We start from the raw sequence: 17,973 nt of genomic DNA on the forward strand, positions 1-17,973 counted from the left end.
TAGGCTTCTTGACGCCAGAGTTTGAAGCCCCATCGGCTAAACTTGGCTGGTAAGAGCCCCGAAACTCTTGCGTACGCCGCCGCCCGCGGCAGGCTGCACCGGTAGGTCGGGGCATTCTCATGTACGGCGTCGAGTCCTGGCCATCCGGCTTGGTCTCGCCCGAAAGAATGGGGGAGGATCCCATGCCCGCTATCGTGATCGTCGGAGCCCAGTGGGGCGACGAAGGCAAAGGCAAAGCTACCGATCTGCTCGGTGGCCGTGTTGACTACGTGGTCAAGCCCAACGGCGGTAACAACGCCGGGCACACCGTGGTGGTTGGCGGTGAGAAGTATGAGCTGAAGCTCCTTCCCGCGGGCATTCTGAGCCCCAATGCCATTCCCATTATTGGCAATGGCTGTGTGGTGAACCTCGAGGCACTCTTCCAGGAAATTGACGGCCTTGAGGCCCGTGGCGCGGACACGTCCCGCCTGCGCGTTTCGGCCAACGCACACCTTGTTGCGCCGTACCACCAGGTCCTGGACAAGGTCACGGAGCGTTTCCTGGGCAGCCGTGCCATCGGCACCACGGGCCGTGGCATTGGGCCGGCTTACATGGACAAGGTTGCGCGCCTGGGCATCCGCGTCCAGGACGTGTTCGACGAATCCATCCTCCGCCAGAAGGTGGAAGGTTCGCTGCGACAGAAGAACGAACTCCTGGTCAAGGTCTACAACCGCCGCGACATCGTGGTGGATGAGATCGTTGAGTACTTCCTCTCCTTCGCTGAGCGCCTGCGCCCGCTGGTTATCGACAGCACGCTGGAGCTGAACAACGCGTTGGACGAGGGCAAGGTTGTACTCATGGAAGGTGGCCAGGCCACGTTCCTGGACGTTGACCACGGCACGTACCCGTTCGTCACCTCATCCAACCCGACGGCGGGCGGTGCTTCCGTTGGTTCGGGCATTGGTCCCACGCGGATTTCCCGTTCCATCGGCATTATCAAGGCCTACACCACACGCGTTGGTGCCGGCCCGTTCCCCACGGAACTGTTCGACGAGATGGGTGTGTACCTGCAGAAGACCGGCGGCGAGTTTGGTGTGAACACCGGCCGTCCACGTCGCTGTGGTTGGTACGACGCCGTGTTGGCCCGCCACGCTTCCCGCGTCAACGGCTTCACGGACTACTTCGTGACCAAGCTGGACGTCCTCACGGGCATCGAGCAGATCCCGGTTTGCGTTGCCTACGATGTTGACGGTGTTCGCCATGATGAAATGCCGATGACGCAGACCGAGTTCCACCACGCAGTTCCGATCTTCGAGTACTTCGACGGCTGGACCGAGGACATCACCGGCGCCCGCACGCTCGAAGACCTTCCGGAGAACGCCCGCAACTATGTGCTGGCCTTGGAAAAACTCTCCGGCACGCGCTTCTCGGCCATCGGCGTCGGCCCTGACCGGGACCAGACCATCGTGGTTCACGATCTGATCAACGACTGATTCTTACTGAATTTACGACGACGGCGGGTTACCCCTGGTTCCACGTTGGAGCCAGCGGATGGCCCGCCGTCGTTATTGCCAGCCCTCCGCTGATCGACGGAGGGCGTTCAGGTTCGTGCCCCGGGACTATTTCGGCGGCCCTCGCGGTTACGCCATTCGGGGCCGAAAGCTATGTTCGCGAACACGCCAGGATGACGACGGGACGGGATAAGTGACTACAGAAACTGCTGCCGACGGAGTCGGGTTCCGTTCGCGCCGGGGACCCATCCTCATTGCCCTAATGCTCTCGACCGGGCTGGTGGCCATTGATGCGACGATAGTTGCCACGGCGGTGCCGTCGATTGTGGATGACATCGGCGGGTTCACGTCTTTTCCCTGGCTCTTTTCGGCGTACCTGTTGGCGCAGGCCGTCTCCGTGCCCGTCTACGCCAAACTGTCTGACGTCTTAGGCCGCAAGCCGATCATCCTCAGCGGCATCGGCCTGTTCCTCCTGGGTTCCATCTTGTGCGGGCTGGCTTGGAGCATGCCCGCCCTCATCGCTTTCCGTGTGCTTCAGGGCCTGGGCGCCGGAGCCGTGCAGCCGGTGTCGATTACTATCGCCGGGGATATTTACACGCTCGCTGAGCGGGCGAAAGTCCAAGGCTACCTCGCGAGCGTCTGGGCCGTTTCTTCCGTGGTGGGACCGACGCTGGGTGGCATTTTTTCCTCGCTTGGCATCTGGCGCTGGATCTTCTTCATCAACATCCCGCTGTGTCTTCTGGCCGGATGGATGCTGGTCCGCACATTCCACGAGAACGTGGAGCGGACGAAACACCGGGTCGATTACCTGGGAGCAGGGCTCCTGACGGTCTCTCTAAGCCTGCTCATCCTGGGAGCGCTTGAGGGCGGCCAAGCCTGGCCTTGGAACTCCTCCATAAGCATCACGGTTTTTGCCGTCGGGGCCTTGGTGTTCATCGCCTTCCTCTTCGTGGAAAGGAAGGCGGCTGAGCCTGTCCTCCCACCGTGGGTTGTTTCCCGCCGGCTACTGGTGACGACGGCGTTGATCTCCTTTGGCGTCGGCGCAGCCATGCTTGGTCTCACCTCATACGTCCCAACGTTCCTTGAAGGAGCGCTGGCGACTTCCCCGGTGTTTGCCGGACTCGCTTTGGCAGCCTTGACGATCGGCTGGCCAATCAGCGCGTCCCAGGCTGGCCGGTTCTACCTCCGGATCGGGTTCCGAAGGACGGCTTTGATCGGTATTTCCGTGACGGTCGTCGGCGCTGCCGTGCTTGCCCTCACCGCCTCATCACCCAACGTGTTGTTGGTGGCCGTGGCCTGCTTCATTGTTGGCCTGGGGCTCGGGTTGGTCGCGACGCCGAGCCTGATCGCGGCGCAGTCGAGCGTTGAGTGGAACGAACGCGGGGTAGTTACCGGCACGAATCTTTTTGCCCGTTCCATCGGTAGTTCGATTGGTGTGGCCGTTTACGGTGCGATCGCCAATGCCATTTATGCAGGCGGCCCCAGCGGCGGCGCCGATCCGCAAACGACGGTGTCCGCTTCCACCGCTGTCTTCCTGGCCGTGCTGGTGAGTGCCGTGCTTACGGTCATTGCCGTCGTCGCGATGCCATCCAAGGCGGACAGTTCCATCACGGCCCAGGCAGCTGCCAAGACCGTCGTTGCGCCCTCGCAGGATTAGGACCGGCCGCTGGGCACCGTGTCTTCCGGGCTGACGAAGTCGGTGTGTTCGTGGATGACTTTCCATTCACCTTCCTCGCGTCGGAAGACGCTGGTGGCGCGAAGAGCGAACGGGCGGGGAGCGCTTCCGTCAATTGTGCCGGTGAAGCGGACTATGGCGGCGGTGTACGCCATGTCTCCCACGACGTCGAACGCCATAACGTCCAACGTGACGTCTTGGCCTCCTGCAAGCCGGGCTGCTACCCGCCGAAATGTCGGTTCCAGCTGGGTCCACCCTGTCGTGGAGACGCCCACTGCTCCAAACAGGCTTACTGGCTCCCGGTGGGACCACATTTCAATGCGGCGCGAGGGGTCCCCAGTGACAAGAGCGGCCTCCGCAGCATGCAGGGCAGGTTCAGCCCATGCAAGGAATTCCTCCCGGGGATCCATGGTTCCTCCTCCACAAGGGCGGGTTTCTCACAGCGTCCTCCCTCAGCAACGGCGAGTCAACGGAAACGGCCAGTCAACGGAAACGGACGGTCAACGGACGTGAAGCATCCGGCTTGGAACGCTCGACGGCGGCAGGCGGCGTTGCGCTGATGAGCGGCCGCCCGCCGTCGTACTCCCGCAAAGTCGGCGGCAGGTATTAATCCGGCCGGCTGTTGGCCGTCACAGTGGATCGCGCCAGGGCAGGCTTGGGGGTGGACTCGGACTTCAACAGCACCGCTTGGATGACGATGCCCACGGCAGCGAAGGCAGAGAGGGTCACTCCGTATGCCAGCAAAGTTGGCACGAGGCCCCACACGGGTGCGAGTTGGCCGGCGATGATAACTGGCAGACTGAAGGCAAGGTAGGCGGCCGCGTAAATGCTGGCGAATACGCCCGCGCGCTGATGCGGCTGAATGTGCGGTGCGATCAGCCGGATCTGTCCACCGAACGATCCGCCGAACCCAATTCCGCCCAGTACTGCCCCGATCCAGACCGCGGGCAGCCAGGTTGCATTGATTCCGAAGAGGACCGCCAGGATCCCGAGCAGAATGAAGGAGACCCCGGCCAGTGAGCTGTGTCGGGCGGGATGGCGGCCAAATGCAAAGGTTGCCACCGCCGCTGAGAACGGGCCAAGGAAAGCGGTGAAACCCGCCACCAGGCCACCGTCCAGCGCAAAGTGGAGCCGGAGCAGCACTGGCGAGAGGCCAAGGAAGAAGGCTGGAAACATCCACCCGGCGATGTGAAGGGGGAGGCCTGCGGCGAACTCTCGGCGTATTTTGCCGGGAATGCTCAGGCGCGGGGTGAGGGAACGGACTGCACCTGGGCGTTTCACTGCCGTTTCGGAGGTGAAGCTGACAAAGACGATGCCGAGGATCATTACGCCGGTGAGAATGGCGAAAATGAGCAGGTTGGCGTCCGCTGTGAACTGCACCGCGGCGCCCGTTACGAGGGCTCCAATGCCAAGACCACCAGCCACCGACGCGCCCGCAAGGCCGCCAGCGAGCTTCTTAAGGTGGGACGGTGCCTGCTCTGCGATGGCTGCGTTGAATGCGCCGGTCGCAATGCCGGTGGCGATTCCTTGGAGGGCCCGGGCGATGATTACCCAGGTAATGGTGGATGCAACCATGAAGGCGATCATGGCAATCAGCTCGGTGTAGAGCGCAATCAGCATGACGGGGCGCCTGCCAAGGTGATCCGAAAGTGAGCCTCCCACCAGCAGCGCTGCCAACAGGCCTATTGCGTAGATGGCGAAGGCAAGGCTAAGGGTGCCGGCCGAAAAGCCCCACTCCTGTTGGCGGAGCGAGAGCAATGGCGTGGGTGCCCCGGCCGCGAAAAAGAATGCGGCGAAGACCAACGCAAGCCCGGGGAAAGCCGTTTTGGCTGGAAAAGTGCGGGGCGGCCGCGTAGGGCGGGATGGTGAGAATGTACGGGACAAGTGAAGACTCCTTAGACAGAACGGTCTAATGCCAGTTAGACAGGTCTGTGCAATAAAGTCAATAAATTTTAGACAGATCTGTCTGATATGCTTTGTGTATGGCCTCCACCAAGCTTCCGGCTCGGCAGCGTCTCCTCGATGCCGCAGACAAGTTGTTTTATGCCGAGGGTGTCCACACCGTTGGCATTGACCGCCTCATCGAAGAGGCAGGCGTAGCCAAGGGCTCGCTCTTCTACAATTTTTCGGGCAAGGACGATCTCGTTGCCGCCTACTTGGAGGGCCGCGACCGTCAACGGCGAGAACGCATAGCCAGGCATCAGGTCGGGCTTGACGAGCCCACAGCGAAATTGCTGGCCATCTTTGACTCCCTTCACGAAGCGGTGACCTCGCCCGGGTACAAAGGTTGTCCGTTCGCCAATGCCAACGCAGAAGCCCTTCCGGGAAGCGTCGAGGCTGAAGCCCTGAAAACGTTCCGCGGTTGGCTTTCCGACGCAATCCTCTCGCTCTGCGAAGAGGCTCGGTTTGCCGATCCGGCAGATGTCGCAGCGCGCATCCGCCTGCTCTATGACGGGGCGGTCTCCAATTCGCACCTGGACGCCCAGCCGGGGGCTGTCCGGTTGGCCAAGGAGCTGGCTTCCATGGTTCTGGAAAACGCACCCCGCGCCCTCTGACTTTGGGCTCCGATAGGAATAGCCTCGCGGAGCAGGCAGTTGTCGCTAACCATGAAGGCAATTACCTATAGCGAGTATGGAACCCCGGACGTCCTGGAGCTGACTGATCAGCCGATGCCCAAAGTGGGTCCAGGCATGGTCTTGGTGAAGGTGAAGGCGGCGTCGGTAAATCCGGTCGACTGGAAGATCATGGCCGGCTACCTGGACTCCTTCATGGACCTTCAGTTCCCGGCCATTCCGGGCTGGGACGTGGCGGGCGTTGTGGAATCGGTGGGAATTGACGCCCCACAATTTCAGCCCGGGGATGAGGTCATTGCCTATGGCCGCAAGGACTACGTTCACGGCGGAAGTTTTGCTGAATACATTGCGCTCCCGGAGCGGCTTCTCGCCAGGAAGCCGGACTCCCTGGATTGGAACGAGTCGGCCGGACTTCCTTTGGCCGGGCTCACAGCTTTCCAGGTACTCAATCGTCTCGGGCTCAAAACAGGCGAGACGGTTTTGATCCATGGCGGTTCTGGCGGGGTCGGATCCCTCGGTGTTCAGATCGCCGCGGCGCTCGGCGCGAGGGTCATCGCGACAGCGTCCCCAAAGAACCACGACTTTCTCCGCTCGCTTGGCGCGGAACCTGTTGCGTACGGTGAAGGGCTTGTCGGGAGGGTGCGGGCCTTGCAGCCTGATGGTATTGATGTCGTGGCCGACTTTGTGGGTGGAAACCTCGAGGCGACCCTGAAGGTCCTGTCCGAAGGAGGCCGGCATGCATCCATTGCAGACAGTGAGGTGGAGGCGCATGGTGGAACCTGGATGTGGGTGAGTCCCGTCGGTGCCGAACTGCAGCAGCTCGCTGACCTGGTAGATGAACATGGGATCCGGGTAGAGGTGGCGGAGACGCTTCCCTTGGCCAAGGCTGCGGATGCCGTCCGGCTCAACATGGAGGGACATACACGCGGAAAGCTCGTAGTAAGAGTGGGGTCTTAGTCCGCGAGTTCAGTTTGATCCAAGCTTACTTATGTTCAATTCATACCTAAGTAGGTTATGCTCTTCCTATCCCACCTAGGAAAGAGCAAAGATGCTTCTTGAACGAGACCTCCTTCAAGCCACTGGCTTCCGCAATGTCCACGAAGGTGACCGCGTTACCGGATTTCAGTTCAGGGTGCGCATGCCTTCCTATCGCGGCATGGCCGCCTCCCTGATCGACGGCATCTCCGTCAGGGTAGGAAACCATGTGGACGTACCTGCCGAGGTTCCGCTCTGGACCCTGGGCGGGAAGACATACACCCTCGGTGAACTCTGGGCGAGCGAAGGGGTGCGCTGGCAGCTGGAAGAAGCCGCAACGGTGACTGTGCCCTTGGAGGGAGGCCTCCCGCAAGGGGTCCATGATGTGCACATCGAGTTGAAGCTCCGCATGTCCTACATCCCGATCGAGCATCAGCCAACTGTCCACCGCGCTTCCCGGCACATCACACTGGCGCCGGAAGGCGGCGGAGGCGGCGTGTTCCAATATGGCGTATCCCTCTACAGCTTCATGCATGACTACGGAACGGTCCTGGACCTTGAAACCGCCTTGGCGGCGGTGGCAGATACAGGCGCCACCGGCGTCGAGATTTTGGGGGAGGGCCATGTGCCCAACTATCCGGAGCCCACGGCCGCCTGGATTGACCAGTGGTTCGCCTTGCTGGAGAAGTACTCGCTCGAGCCGACCAATTACGGCTCGTGGATCGATACGCGGCTACACCCCGGCCGGCACATGACTGCCCAGGAGGGTGCCGCAGCGTTGCAGCGTGACCTCAGGCTGGCCAACCGTCTGGGCTTTGGTTTCGTCCGTCCCAAGATCGGAGTTGTCTCCAGCGACCTGATCCCGGACCCCATCTGGACCGGGTCCGTGGAGCGTTCCCTGGATCTTGCCCATGAACTGGGGGTGGTTATCTGCCCCGAAATCCACTCGCCTACGCCGATCAAGCACCCGGTGGTGGACGATTACATTGCCCTCATCGAACGCACGGGAACCAAGAACTTTGGCCTGTTGATCGACACTGGAATCTTCCAGGACCGGCCCATCCCGTTGCGGGAGGGTGAGACCAGGGAAACCAGGCCCGCCTTCCTCGACGGCATCGGAGTGGATCCGGCAGACTTTGCCGACGTCGCGCAGTACGTCGTGTTTGTCCAAGCCAAGTTCCACGACATCGATGAACACCTGGAAGACCAGCAGATTCCGTGGCGTCCCGTCCTCAAGGCCCTGAACGACGCTGGATACAACGGCTACTTGTCCAGCGAGTACGAGGGCGAGAGGACCCCCTGGCGCTCAATTGAGCAGGTTCGCCGCCAGCATTCGCTGATCCGCAAGATCGCATCAGAACTCGCCTGACCACCCCAAAGTAAGAGAAGAAACAAATGCCCAACGGACTGATTCAAGAAGACAGCTTGCGAGCCCACCCCGAAGGCCTCGCTTTGTCGCTGACCCTTCCCTGGTACCGGAGCCTCTGGCTCTCATCCGTCTCCACCCTGAAGCTGACAGTGGACGGTGAGGAGGTTCCGCAGCAGGACCTCTCCTTCGAGCTTGGCGGAAAGACGTACGCCCTGGCGGAACTTCCGGCGCAAGCTGAAACCCTGTGGTTCCTGCAGGAGCACCCGCGCCTTATTGCGCGTCGGCCGGTACCTGTGGAACTGGGGGAGCAGCACGCCATCCGAATCTTCGGTGAGCTGCGCCTTCCATACATGCAGATCGCGGCTGGACAGGACGGCGGGCCGGGTATGTACGTGCCCAACTTCGTCAGCCAGGCCCTTGAGCTGACGGTTGTGGACCGCGACGCACCCGTGCCTGAAACCACGACGCCGGTCACGCCACCGCCGCCGAAAGCGGACGAGGATCCGTTCTCCTTGGGGTTGACCCTCTACTCGGCGAGTGCGGAGTTCCGGGCAGGATGGTACGACTTCGATGGGTTGCTGAACAGGGTGGCGGAGCTCGGAATCGGACCCGGCATCGAAATTGTCGCTTCCCAGGTGCTGCCCACTTACCCCACAGTGAGCGATGACTTCGCCAAGTCCTGGCATGCAGCCTTCGACAAACACGGCTTTGACGCCAGCTCCTTCGGTGCCAACCTGGACATGGGCCGGCGTCGGGACCGCGATATGACCCCGGACGAAGAATACGAATTTACGGAGACGCTCTTCCGCGGGGCAAAGAAGCTGGGATTTCCGCTGGTCCGGATCCAGAGTGCCAAGCCGGAGCTGCTGCGCCGACTGCTCCCTCTTGCCGAACAATTGGAGCTCAAGCTGGCGTACGAGATTCATGCTCCCTTGGGTCCGAATTCCCCCGAGATCATGAAAGTCCGGGACGTTTACGACGAATTGGATTCTCCTTTGCTGGGCTTCGTGGCCGATTTCTCTTCCACCATGCACAGCATGTCTCCAACTTTGTTGCGGGCCGTTTCGCGGGCCGGACTGGATGAAGAAGCGCTGGAGCGCCTGCAGGCCATCTGGTCCACGGATGCCTCAATGCGGGAGCGCCAGGAAGAGTTCATCGGGTACCTCCGGAGCCGGTACTTTGATCCCGCCCGGCTCGGCTCCTTCGCGCACCTCGCTTTCAATATGCACGGACATGTCAGCCCGGGCGATTGGGCGGACATCATGCCCCAGATCATGCACGTGCACGCGAAGTTCTACGACATCGACGACGACGGCAACGAACCCGCCATCGATTACCCGGAACTCGTCCGCGTGTTTGTGGAAGGCGGGTACCGGGGCTATTGGTCCAGTGAATGGGAAGGGCATGCCTTCGCCGAGTTGGGTGAGGTGGATGCCTTACTGCTGGTTCGGAAGCAGCATGACCTCATCAGGCGCAGCATGCGTGCCGCGGTGGCCAAGGTCTGACGCACGAGCTCCCTGCAGCCCGGCCGGTTCTCCGGCCGGGCTCTACGCTTTGGGCTCGGTTTCGGCAGCGACGATCGCGGCGGCTTCTTCGAAGAGGCCGCGCATCCAAATGTGCTCGGAGTCGGCGTTGTGGACCGGATGCCACCACAGGGCGTTGACCAGCGGTGTTGCCGGAAACGGCAGCGGCAGGATCCGGACGCCGCCCAAGCGACGGGCAATGGGGGCAAGGGCTGCCTGGATGAGCCCGATCCTGTTTGTTCCTGCGACGAAGTGGGGGAGTGCCTGGAAACTCTCCACTACTACTTCCACGCGCGGCTCAATGCCCAACTGCTGAATTTGGCGCTCGGCGGACGTGAATGCTGAGCGCGACTGATAGGTCATGACCCACGGCAGGTTGGCGATGTTGTCCATGGAGACCTCCTCGCCCACTTCCTGGTTGGTTTCTGAAACTACGGCAAGCCAATCGTCGCGCCACAAATCCACGAACGGGAGGCCCGTGAGGATCCCGTGAGGAATCACCATGCCGTCTGCCGCCCTCAAGCGGTTGGCAGCGTCCTCGACCACCACGGGATTGTGAAGCATGAACCGGAAGCGGACTCCCGGGGCACGCTCTGCTGCGAGTTCCGAAACAACCCGTCCAACCGTGGTGAAACCGTAGTCCGATCCATAGATGGAAAACTCCCGCGCCGATTCATTGGGTTCCCAGCTGGCTTGGCTCTCGAAGACGCGGCGGGCGGCGTCGAGGGCCAATGTGGTGTGCTCGGCCAGCCTTAGGGCGAACGGGGTTAGCTCGTAGGTGTTCCCCCGGCGGGCAAGGATCGGATCGCCAAAGTGGTTCCTGAGGCGGGCCAATGAAGCACTCAAGGCTGGCTGGCTCAAATGCAGGCGCTCGGCCGCACGGGTCACGCTGCGTTCGGTAATGAGGGCATCCAGGGACGTCAGCAGGTTGAGGTCGAGCCTGGAAAGCAGGGCGTGGTCCGTCACGACGGCAATCCTTTGAGTCGGGGCCTTGGGAAACAGAAGGCGTAGCAGGACCAGTGTATCCACGGCCCTGATGACGTTTCCGCTGTGGACCTGGAGCGCCTCACAGAGATACGAGGGTCATGCCTTTACCCGAAACAGCCGTACTTATGTGCGGCATTCGAAATACTTATGTGTCTTTCTGGCAAATGCCGTGCATACTGATGAGTGACGGGGGTCACGGCGCTCCCGATAAGACAAAGAAGTCAGAAAGGCTGAAAATGACACAGCACCGCTTTCGAGGACTGAAGCTCGGCGTTCTCGTCATCCCAACCGCTGCTGCACTTGCACTGACAGGCTGCTCAGGCTCTACCACCGCCGGCAGCGCGGGAGGTTCCAAGGAGTTCTCCTTGACGTTCGCTACCTCCAACACCATTGAGAGCCCGTTCCAGAAGCTTGGCGAGCAGTACATGGCAGCGCACCCGGACGTGAAGATCACGTTCAATGCGCAGCCGAACGATTCCTACGACCAGACCGTCCGCACACAGTTGCAGGCCGGCAACGCCTCGGACGTCATTGTGACGTCGCCCGGATCGGGAACAGGCCGAAGCATCCTTCCGCTGGTCGATGCAAACTTCCTCGAACCCCTGGATGATTCGGCCAAGAAGTTGGTTCCAGTGGGCAGTGAAGCCTTGTTCGGCAAGGATGGCAAGGTCTACGGGCAGGCTGCCGAAATGACCGTCGTCGGGCTGGTGACCAATGAGACCGCAGCCAAGGCCTCCGGCGTCTCCGATTTCCCCAGCGACTTCTCGTCCTTGGAAAAGCAGTGCTCCTCGCTCAGTTCTTCCGGCAAGTCATTCTTTGCCCTGGCCGGCTCAGCCGCACCCAACACCGGCCTGATGGCCATGTCCCTGGCGGCCTCCCGGGTTTACGCTGAGGATCCCAAGTGGAACGAAAAGCGTGTGAGTAAGGAAACCACCTTCGCCGACTCCCAGGGCTGGAAGGACGCGCTGCAGGCCGTCGTCAAGCTCAACGAAGCAGGTTGCTTCCAGAAGGGCGCAGCGGGCGCCGGCTTCGACGCCATCACCAAGGGCCTCGCGAGTGGCTCTTCCCTTGCCGGCTTCATCCCTGCTCCTTCGTGGAAGCAGCTCAAGACGGCAGCGGCCAATTCCGACTTTGCAGTCCGCGCGCTTCCGTCCGAGCAGAGCTCCGACAAGGGCTTCGTTTACGCCAGCGCGAACTACTCCTTCTCCATCAATGCCGCTTCCAAGAACAAGGATGCTGCCAAGGCCTTCCTTGATTGGGCTGCCGAACCTGAGCAGACCAAGGCGTTCGCGGAGATTGATGGCGCACTTCCCGTTAGCGGTTTGGATAGCTACGACTACGCATCCGGCGCTTACAAGAACGTCGGGGACCTCATCAAGGACGGCAAGTACGGTCCGCTTCCCAACAGCCAGTGGCCGAACTCCTCTGTCTACGATGCCCTCGCAACGGGTGTTCAGGGTCTCCTGACAGGCCAGAAGTCGGTTGACCAGGTGCTGCAGGCCATGGATGCGGCCTGGGGCTAAGACCGGATAAGAACCCCACCGAAGTTCCGACGACTCAAAGGGACGAGCAAGGATTACCATGACTGCGACGATGCAATCGAAAACCGAAGCAGCTGACGCTTCCCGGCGAGGCAGGCGAAACCCGGGAGCGGCCCGAAAGGTCCGTTCCCGGGGTGGGTCCCTGCAGTTCGGCCACTGGTGGTGGGCGCTCCCCGGGATCGCCCTCGTCATCGCCATCCACTACGTAGCCACCGGAATTGGCGGCTACTTCGCCTTCACCAACTGGACCGGTATCGGCTCCTTCAAAGTGGTTGGCCTGGCAAACTTCGAGGCAATCTTCAAGGATCCGACCAAGCTCGGGGCCTTGCTGAATACCCTCTTCCTGGCCTTTTCCTCCGTATTTATCAGCAACGTTGCCGGCCTCTTCATCGCCCTGGGCCTGAACCGGGTAATAAAGACACGGTATGTACTGCGCACGTTGTTCTTCATGCCCGTGGTCCTCAGCCCGCTGGCAACGGCCTACATCTGGAAGTACATCTTCGATTTCGACGGTCCCATCAATGTCTTCCTCGCCTCGATCGGCGCTGGTGACCTGGCCAAGCCGTGGTTGGCGGACCCGCAATGGGCCATCTGGACAGTACTGATTGTCCTGGTCTGGGGCAGCACCGGTTTCGCCATGGTGATCTTCATGGCGGGCCTGGCGGGCGTTCCCGTGGAAATCGAGGAGGCCGCAGCCATCGACGGCGCCAACATGTGGCAGCGCTTCTGGAACGTCACCCTTCCAGCTATCCGTCCGGCCGTGGCCATCGCATCAACCCTGGGCATTGTTCAGGGGCTCCGGGTCTTCGACCCCATCATGGCACTCACCGGCGGAGGCCCGGCAGGCGCCACTGAAACCCTTGCCACGCAGGTCTACAAGCAGGCATTTGCGCTCGGCAACTTCGGCGGCGGCGCCGCCCTGGCCCTGGTGCTGGCCGTCATCATCCTGTTCTTCGCCGTAATCCAGCAGCGGCTGACGCGATCGAACCCCGAGGACTAACAATGTTCCGCTACACAAAACTCACCGTTCTCCGCGAAATCGGTCTGTGGGCATTGGCCCTCCTCTTTCTTTCCCCGTTCTACTTCCTGGTGACCACTGCACTGAAGTCCGATGGTGAGATCTACACGACCTCGCCGCTGGCACCGCCGTCGAGCCCTGACTTCAGCAACTTCACCGCCGTCCTGACTGCCCAGGGCAATTCAAATGTGGTGCTTGGCCTGGTGAACAGTGTCATCATCACCACTGGCAGCATCCTTGGCTTGATCGCCCTTGGGTCCATCACTGGGTACGTCATTTCACGGTCTACCCGCCGTTGGAGCAAGGGCGCCTACTACCTGTTCCTGATCGCCATCATCCTGCCAGGCCAGTTGGGGGCGGTTCCCCTGTACATGGGCGCCCGTTCCTTGGGTCTTACGGGCTCGGCCTGGGGCCTGATCGTCCTGTACACGGGCATGCTCCTGCCCCTGTCCATCTTCCTGTACTCCAACTTCTTCCGCGGCCTGGGTACGGATTACGAAGAAGCGGCCACCATTGACGGCGCCAGCAAAACGCAGGTGTTCTCCAAAGTAGTTTTCCCGATGATGGCTCCGGCCACGGGCACTGTGACCATCTTCGCCGGACTGATCGTGTGGAACGACTTCTTCACTTCGCTGATCTTCCTGGGCGGCTCCAGCAACCAGACGCTGCCTGTGGCGATGTACTACTTCATCGGCTCCCTGGTCTCGCAGTGGAACTCCATCTTCGCGATCGTGATCGTTTCCATGATTCCCATCCTCGCGTTGTTCCTCTTCGCCCAGAAGCGCTTCATCCAAGGCTTCTCCGGCGGCCTGAAGGGCTAACGGACGCCGTCCACCACCCCATGTTTTAGAAAACACCCCTTACTTCCAGGAGATAACCATGTTTAAACTTGCGCCGAATATCGACCTTTTGTTCGCTGAAGCAGGCGAAAGTGCCGCTGATCGTGTGCGTGCGGCGGCAGCGGCGGGATTCGATGCCGTTGAGATGTGGGGTCCAACGGGCAAGGACATCCCCGCGCTGAAGGCCGCATTGGAGGAGACCGGAGTGCAGCTCACCGCCCAGCTGGCGGAGCCGCGGATGCAGTTCATGATCCCTCCCAAAAACCACGAACCCTTCTACGAGGGGCTCGATGCCGGCGTCGAGGTTGCGCGCCAGCTTGGCTGCCCACGCATTGTGGTTGGAAGCGGAACAGGCTTTGGCGGCCGCAAGCGACAGGACCAACTCGATGAGCTCATCGAGATCTTCACCAAGGGCGTGAACCACATCCAGGGGTCCGGCATCACCTTGGTCCTGGAACCCGTCAACGTGCGCGTGGACCATCCCGGGGCCCTCCTGGACAGGACGTCGGAGGCAGTCTACATTGCGCGCGGCGTGAATTCGCCCGGGTTCGGAGTCCTGTACGACCTCTACCACTCCACCGTTGAAGGCGAGGATGTGGCCGCGGAACTGGCCAATGCGGGCGACCTCATCAAATACGTTCAAATCGCGGACGCCCCGGGCCGTGGCGAGCCGGGTTCCGGTTCGATCGATTGGAACGCGCGGCTGGGAGACCTGGAGGCCAGCGGTTACAGCGGGCCGATCGGACTCGAATACTACCCAACCATCGATTCCGCGAAGTCCGTCCGACGCATTCAGGAATTGGTGGCCGCCCGGTGAGTCAGCGGTCCTACCCCCCGGCGGTTGACGTTGTAATCGTCGGCAGCGGTCCTACGGCGTCCGCCTATGCGCGAATCCTGAGCGAGGAAGCGCCTGAGGCTACCATCGCAATGTTCGAGGTGGGCCCAACCGTCAGCAATCCTCCGGGCGCACATGTGAAGAACATCGCTGATGAGCATGTTCGCGCCGCCGCGCAGCTTGCTTCCGAAGGCCCGGGCGCGGGCGCGGCGACCGTGAACTCGCCAGGTGCCGTGAAGAGCGGCGAACGCAGGGCGCGGCCAGGAACCTACTTGCTCAGTGAGGGCTATGCCTTCCCCGGCGAGGACGGCATGCCCGTTGCCGCAATGTCCAGCAACGTCGGTGGCATGGGGGCGCACTGGACTGCGGCGTGCCCCCGCCCTTCCGGCAAGGAGCGCATCAGCTTCATTCAGGACATGGACGGATTGCTGGACGACGCCGAGCGTCTCCTGGGCGTCACCACCCACGCCTTTGACGGCGCTCCCTTCTCGGATCTCGTCCGCGGGCGGTTGGCGGCTGTGGTCGACGAGGGACGTGAGCCCGCCCTGCGCGTCCAGCCCATGCCCCTTGCGGTCCACCGCGAAGCCGACGGCCGACTCATGTGGTCAGGTGCCGACGTCGTCATGGGCGAGGCAACCCGGCAGAATCCGCGCTTTGAACTCTTCGACGAGTCGCTGGTCACCAAGGTAATGCTCGACGGCGGCAGGGTTGCGGGCGTCGAGGTCCAGGACCGCCGGACTGGCGGGAGCCATACGGTCGCGGCGCGCTTCGTGGTGGTTGCGGCGGATGCGCTGCGGACCCCCCAGCTGCTCTGGGCTTCGGGTATCCGGCCGAAGGCGCTGGGCCGCTACCTCAATGATCAACCGCAGGTGGTATTTGCCAGTCGACTGGAAGGCGTCACGGCCCCAGCGCAGGAGGAAGCTGCGCAGGAGGAAGCTGCGCAGGAGGAAGCGCCGCGGGAGGAAGCGCCGCCAGGCCGCGCCGGCCTCACGCAGCAAAGCGGCGTGGCCTGGGTTCCGTACACCGATGATGTCCCTTTCCACGGCCAGATTATGCAGTTGGATGCCTCGCCGGTGCCATTGGCTGACGACGATCCCGTGGTGCCCGGTTCGATCGTTGGCCTGGGGCTGTTTTGCGCTAAGGATCTACAGCGCGAGGATCGCGTGGCCTTTGATGATGACGTCCGGGACGCTTACGGAATGCCGGCCATGCGCATCCATTACCGCCTGACGGAGCGCGACCATGAGGTGATCGAGCGGGCAAAGGCGGAGATTGTGCGGCTTGGGAAGGCAGTGGGACGTCCCTTGGACGAACGTCCCTTCGCGCTGCCACCGGGCGCATCACTGCACTATCAGGGCTCGACGCGCATGGGCCGTGCAGACGACGGGGAAAGTGTTTGCTCTCCGGATAGCGAAGTCTGGGGAGCCGGGGGGCTTTTCGTTGCCGGCAACGGGGTTATTCCTACTGCGACGGCCTGTAATCCAACGCTGACCGCTGTGGCCCTTGCCGTGCGTGGAGCCCGCAAAATCGCAGAAGAGCTGGATAACTCTTTACTTATGTCAGAATCAGACAATAGAATTACTAAATAAGGAAGAAGTCGCTGCGGAGGCCTCAAGCCCCGCAGCAAGACAAGGAGATCCCATGATTGCCGACCGCATGATCGAGCAGGGAACGCTCACCACTGAAGGCGACCGAACCGCCGTCGAAGTCCGTATCCCGTGGTACCGGGCCCTGCCGGGTTCCTGCATTGCCGGGGCCGCGCTCACCATCGACGGTGTGGCCGCTCCCGAGGAGTCGTTGCGCTGGACCATGAACAACCGCACCTTCAGCTTTGGCGAGCTGGTGGAGGAGACGGATGAGTGGTGGTTTCCGCTGGATTCGGCAGTTCTGTCTGGCGAGCTGCCCCTGACAGATCCGGAGGCGGACCACGAAGTACGGGTGGACCTCAAGCTCTACATCCCCTACATCACCACTGACCACGGCGTGTTGCACATCGAAGAGAACGACACCAAGACCATGAAGGTAGGACGGCGATGACCGGCCTCGGCACTCCCATTCAGGGCGTTACCCTTTACAGCTTCACCCGCGCTTTCCATAGCCGGCAGTACGACCTTGACGGCCTGATCCGCAAGGTAGCTGCAGAGGGTTTTGGGCCAGGTCTTGAAATCATTGGATTCTCAAGCCTGCGGGGCTTCCCGGACCGGATCGATGACTCGTTCGTAGGCCGCTTCCGTGATCTCGTTTCCGAAGTGGAACTGCTTCCCACCTCACTGGCCGTCAACGTTGACACGGGCATCCGCAGGGACCGCCTCATGAACCACGACGAGCTTGTGGAGTACATGCGCAAGCAAATCGAGGTCGCCTCCAGGCTGGGCTTCCCGATCGCCCGCGTCCAAATCTCCCTCACGCCCGATGCCATGGAAAGCCTGTTGCCGGTGGCCGAAAAGTACGGTGTCACCCTGGCGCTTGAAGTCCATGCACACCAGCACGGTGCCCACGAACTGATCCTTGCGTTGCGCGACCGCTTCGACAAGTTGGGCTCCCCGCTCCTTGGCTTCACGGCCGACTGGGGTGCCACGGTCAGCGGCTTCGCGCCGTCGCTCCTTGAGGCCTACCGGCGCCGGGGCGCCTCCGAAGAGCTGCTCCAGCAGGTTGTGGCCATGTGGAACGGCTTCTACGCAGAAGGCCCACCCACCACCGAGAAGGCCCACGGCGAACGTTTCGGAGCCTTCATTGGCCTGGCCGCCCGCAACGGCCGTCCGGACCTGGGAATCGACTTCGCGATCAATGGAACCGGCCTCTTTGGCCCGGCCCCCATTGATACCTGGCTGGAAATCATGCCGTTCGTCCGCCACGTGCACGGCAAGTTCTTCGGCATAGACGAGAACGGTGAGGAACCTTCCGTTCCCGTCCGCGACCTCGTCCGCCTGCTCGTCGAGAACGGCTACTCCGGCGCGATTTCCAGCGAATACGAGGGGTGGCACTGGAACAACTGGCAGGACCCCTTCGAGATCATCCGTGGCGAACAGGCCATCCAGCGTTCAGCCGCTGCCAACGCCGGTTCGAGGATCATCACGGATCCTGCCGAAGCCCGCAGCATCCTCAACAGCCACCTCACCCAGCCGGTCCTCGGCTGATAAGAACGGAT

16 protein-coding genes are annotated in these 17,973 nt (G+C 61.8%); 13 read left to right on the forward strand and 3 right to left on the reverse strand.

The genetic code is table 11. The features are described 5' to 3' along the window. The first annotated feature begins 182 nt into the window (after positions 1 to 182). Positions 183 to 1,472, forward strand: a complete 1,290-nt coding sequence (locus tag LDN82_RS02500; RefSeq protein WP_224094034.1) for an adenylosuccinate synthase — start codon at positions 183 to 185, stop codon at positions 1,470 to 1,472. A 280-nt stretch (positions 1,473 to 1,752) separates the two neighbouring features. Further along, positions 1,753 to 3,147, forward strand: coding sequence for an MFS transporter (locus LDN82_RS02505; protein ID WP_224167445.1), 1,395 nt, complete (start codon positions 1,753 to 1,755; stop codon positions 3,145 to 3,147). Here the strand turns inward: LDN82_RS02505 and LDN82_RS02510 are convergent. Then, positions 3,144 to 3,575, reverse strand: a complete 432-nt coding sequence (locus LDN82_RS02510; protein WP_224166245.1) for a DUF4440 domain-containing protein — start codon at positions 3,573 to 3,575, stop codon at positions 3,144 to 3,146. The genes LDN82_RS02505 and LDN82_RS02510 overlap by 4 nt on opposite strands. Positions 3,576 to 3,771: 196 nt before the next feature. Further along, positions 3,772 to 5,049, reverse strand: coding sequence for an MFS transporter (locus tag LDN82_RS02515; protein ID WP_224166246.1), 1,278 nt, complete (start codon positions 5,047 to 5,049; stop codon positions 3,772 to 3,774). A gap of 98 nt (positions 5,050 to 5,147) precedes the next feature. Here LDN82_RS02515 and LDN82_RS02520 point away from each other — a divergent pair, with 98 nt between their 5' ends. The 4 genes from LDN82_RS02520 (at position 5,148) to LDN82_RS02535 (ending at position 9,587) form a co-directional block, all read left to right on the forward strand. After that, positions 5,148 to 5,720 (forward strand): TetR/AcrR family transcriptional regulator, encoded by a 573-nt coding sequence (locus LDN82_RS02520; RefSeq protein ID WP_224166247.1) that lies wholly within the window; start codon positions 5,148 to 5,150, stop codon positions 5,718 to 5,720. A gap of 51 nt (positions 5,721 to 5,771) precedes the next feature. Next, entirely contained in the window at positions 5,772 to 6,695 is a 924-nt protein-coding gene (locus tag LDN82_RS02525; RefSeq protein ID WP_224166248.1) for an NADP-dependent oxidoreductase, read from the forward strand. A gap of 91 nt (positions 6,696 to 6,786) precedes the next feature. Continuing rightward, positions 6,787 to 8,082, forward strand: coding sequence for a DUF6379 domain-containing protein (locus LDN82_RS02530; protein ID WP_224166249.1), 1,296 nt, complete (start codon positions 6,787 to 6,789; stop codon positions 8,080 to 8,082). Positions 8,083 to 8,108: 26 nt separating this feature from the next. Next, a complete protein-coding gene (locus LDN82_RS02535) occupies positions 8,109 to 9,587 on the forward strand; it encodes a DUF6379 domain-containing protein (RefSeq protein WP_224166250.1) in 1,479 nt (492 codons plus the stop codon). 42 nt (positions 9,588 to 9,629) lie between these two features. Here the strand turns inward: LDN82_RS02535 and LDN82_RS02540 are convergent, their stop codons facing one another. After that, the gene (locus tag LDN82_RS02540) at positions 9,630 to 10,571 is read right to left on the reverse strand and encodes a LysR family transcriptional regulator (RefSeq protein ID WP_224094042.1); all 942 of its coding nucleotides are present in this window, start codon (positions 10,569 to 10,571) and stop codon (positions 9,630 to 9,632) included. A gap of 257 nt (positions 10,572 to 10,828) precedes the next feature. On the opposite strand from LDN82_RS02540, the gene LDN82_RS02545 reads away from it, so the two are divergent. Genes LDN82_RS02545 through LDN82_RS02575 form a run of 7 tightly spaced genes read left to right on the forward strand, consistent with a single transcriptional unit; the run spans position 10,829 to position 17,962 of the window. Next, on the forward strand, positions 10,829 to 12,115 hold the full coding sequence (locus tag LDN82_RS02545; RefSeq protein WP_224094043.1) for an extracellular solute-binding protein: 1,287 nt from the start codon (positions 10,829 to 10,831) through the stop codon (positions 12,113 to 12,115). Positions 12,116 to 12,173: 58 nt separating this feature from the next. Continuing rightward, the gene (locus LDN82_RS02550; protein WP_224094044.1) at positions 12,174 to 13,133 is read left to right on the forward strand and encodes a sugar ABC transporter permease; all 960 of its coding nucleotides are present in this window, start codon (positions 12,174 to 12,176) and stop codon (positions 13,131 to 13,133) included. A 2-nt stretch (positions 13,134 to 13,135) separates the two neighbouring features. Beyond that, positions 13,136 to 13,972, forward strand: a complete 837-nt coding sequence (locus LDN82_RS02555) for a carbohydrate ABC transporter permease (RefSeq protein WP_224094046.1) — start codon at positions 13,136 to 13,138, stop codon at positions 13,970 to 13,972. A 58-nt stretch (positions 13,973 to 14,030) separates the two neighbouring features. Continuing rightward, positions 14,031 to 14,807, forward strand: a complete 777-nt coding sequence (locus LDN82_RS02560) for a TIM barrel protein (protein ID WP_224094047.1) — start codon at positions 14,031 to 14,033, stop codon at positions 14,805 to 14,807. Further along, a complete protein-coding gene (locus LDN82_RS02565; protein ID WP_224166251.1) occupies positions 14,804 to 16,414 on the forward strand; it encodes a GMC oxidoreductase in 1,611 nt (536 codons plus the stop codon). Before LDN82_RS02560 ends, LDN82_RS02565 begins: the two co-directional genes overlap by 4 nt. A 52-nt stretch (positions 16,415 to 16,466) precedes the next feature. Then, a complete protein-coding gene (locus LDN82_RS02570) occupies positions 16,467 to 16,862 on the forward strand; it encodes a DUF6379 domain-containing protein (protein WP_224166252.1) in 396 nt (131 codons plus the stop codon). Next, positions 16,859 to 17,962 (forward strand): sugar phosphate isomerase/epimerase, encoded by a 1,104-nt coding sequence (locus tag LDN82_RS02575; RefSeq protein WP_224166253.1) that lies wholly within the window; start codon positions 16,859 to 16,861, stop codon positions 17,960 to 17,962. Before LDN82_RS02570 ends, LDN82_RS02575 begins: the two co-directional genes overlap by 4 nt. The last annotated feature ends 11 nt before the right edge of the window (positions 17,963 to 17,973 follow it).

This window comes from Arthrobacter sp. StoSoilA2 (assembly GCF_019977195.1).
Lineage (GTDB): Bacteria > Actinomycetota > Actinomycetes > Actinomycetales > Micrococcaceae > Arthrobacter.

Bases quoted from the DNA above. Each gene is read 5' to 3' on its own strand.
- LDN82_RS02500 (WP_224094034.1), top strand. From the start codon at position 183: ATGCCCGCTATCGTGATCGTCGGAGCCCAGTGGGGCGACGAAGGCAAA.
- LDN82_RS02505 (WP_224167445.1), top strand. From the start codon at position 1,753: ATGCTCTCGACCGGGCTGGTGGCCATTGATGCGACGATAGTTGCCACG.
- LDN82_RS02510 (WP_224166245.1), bottom strand. From the start codon at position 3,575: ATGGATCCCCGGGAGGAATTCCTTGCATGGGCTGAACCTGCCCTGCAT.
- LDN82_RS02520 (WP_224166247.1), top strand. From the start codon at position 5,148: ATGGCCTCCACCAAGCTTCCGGCTCGGCAGCGTCTCCTCGATGCCGCA.
- LDN82_RS02525 (WP_224166248.1), top strand. From the start codon at position 5,772: ATGAAGGCAATTACCTATAGCGAGTATGGAACCCCGGACGTCCTGGAG.
- LDN82_RS02530 (WP_224166249.1), top strand. From the start codon at position 6,787: ATGCTTCTTGAACGAGACCTCCTTCAAGCCACTGGCTTCCGCAATGTC.
- LDN82_RS02535 (WP_224166250.1), top strand. From the start codon at position 8,109: ATGCCCAACGGACTGATTCAAGAAGACAGCTTGCGAGCCCACCCCGAA.
- LDN82_RS02545 (WP_224094043.1), top strand. From the start codon at position 10,829: ATGACACAGCACCGCTTTCGAGGACTGAAGCTCGGCGTTCTCGTCATC.
- LDN82_RS02550 (WP_224094044.1), top strand. From the start codon at position 12,174: ATGACTGCGACGATGCAATCGAAAACCGAAGCAGCTGACGCTTCCCGG.
- LDN82_RS02555 (WP_224094046.1), top strand. From the start codon at position 13,136: ATGTTCCGCTACACAAAACTCACCGTTCTCCGCGAAATCGGTCTGTGG.
- LDN82_RS02560 (WP_224094047.1), top strand. From the start codon at position 14,031: ATGTTTAAACTTGCGCCGAATATCGACCTTTTGTTCGCTGAAGCAGGC.
- LDN82_RS02570 (WP_224166252.1), top strand. From the start codon at position 16,467: ATGATTGCCGACCGCATGATCGAGCAGGGAACGCTCACCACTGAAGGC.
- LDN82_RS02575 (WP_224166253.1), top strand. From the start codon at position 16,859: ATGACCGGCCTCGGCACTCCCATTCAGGGCGTTACCCTTTACAGCTTC.